Origin of the sequence: Mesorhizobium sp. M2A.F.Ca.ET.067.02.1.1 (assembly GCF_004023285.1) — a bacterium.
GTDB lineage: Bacteria > Pseudomonadota > Alphaproteobacteria > Rhizobiales > Rhizobiaceae > Mesorhizobium.
In genome coordinates, this window is sequence record NZ_RZSB01001337.1 from 1 (window position 1) to 681 (window position 681).

Annotated in this window: 1 pseudogene; it reads left to right on the forward strand. The window is 61.5% G+C overall.

The annotated features are described in order from the left end of the window. Nucleotides 1–681 (forward strand): annotated as a pseudogene (locus EOA28_RS39390) (hypothetical protein); the annotation flags it as partial.

Genomic DNA, 681 nt, shown 5'->3' on the forward strand with positions numbered 1-681 from the left:
CTGCGCTCGCCACGGCACTGGGCAAGCCGGTCCGCTCCAAAGACGCGACCCCCGAGCTTCTCGAGTTCCTCCAGAACAAACACATGCTGATCGTGCTCGATAATTGTGAGCATCTTATCGACGCGGCGGCTGAACTGGCAGAACGGATCACCCAACACACGTCACAAGTCAGCGTCCTGGCCACGAGCCGCGAGCCCCTTCGCGCTCTCGGCGAGACCGTGGCACGATTGCCGTCGCTTGAGTTCCCGACCCGGCTGGAAGGCCTCACGACGGCCGAGGCGCTCAGCTTTCCGGCCACGCAACTCTTTGTCGATCGTGCGAAGGCGACGCGAAGCGATTTCGAACTCGATGATTCGACGGTGCCATTTGCCGCCGACATATGTCGTCGCCTCGACGGAATTCCGCTTGCTATCGAGCTCGCGGCTGGCCGAGTCGATGCATTTGGCATGCGAGAACTTGCATCTTTGTTAGACGAACGATTTCGCGTGCTGAACCGCGGCAGGCGAACGGCGCTACCGCGTCAGCAGACCTTGAGCGCAACTTTTGATTGGAGCTATGAACTGCTGTCGGAAAGCGAGCAAACCGTCCTGAGGCGTCTGTCGGTCTTCGTCGGAGCCGTGACGATGACGCCGGCGGTTGCCGTTGCGGCCGGCAGCGACCATTCCTCGTCCGATACGGCGG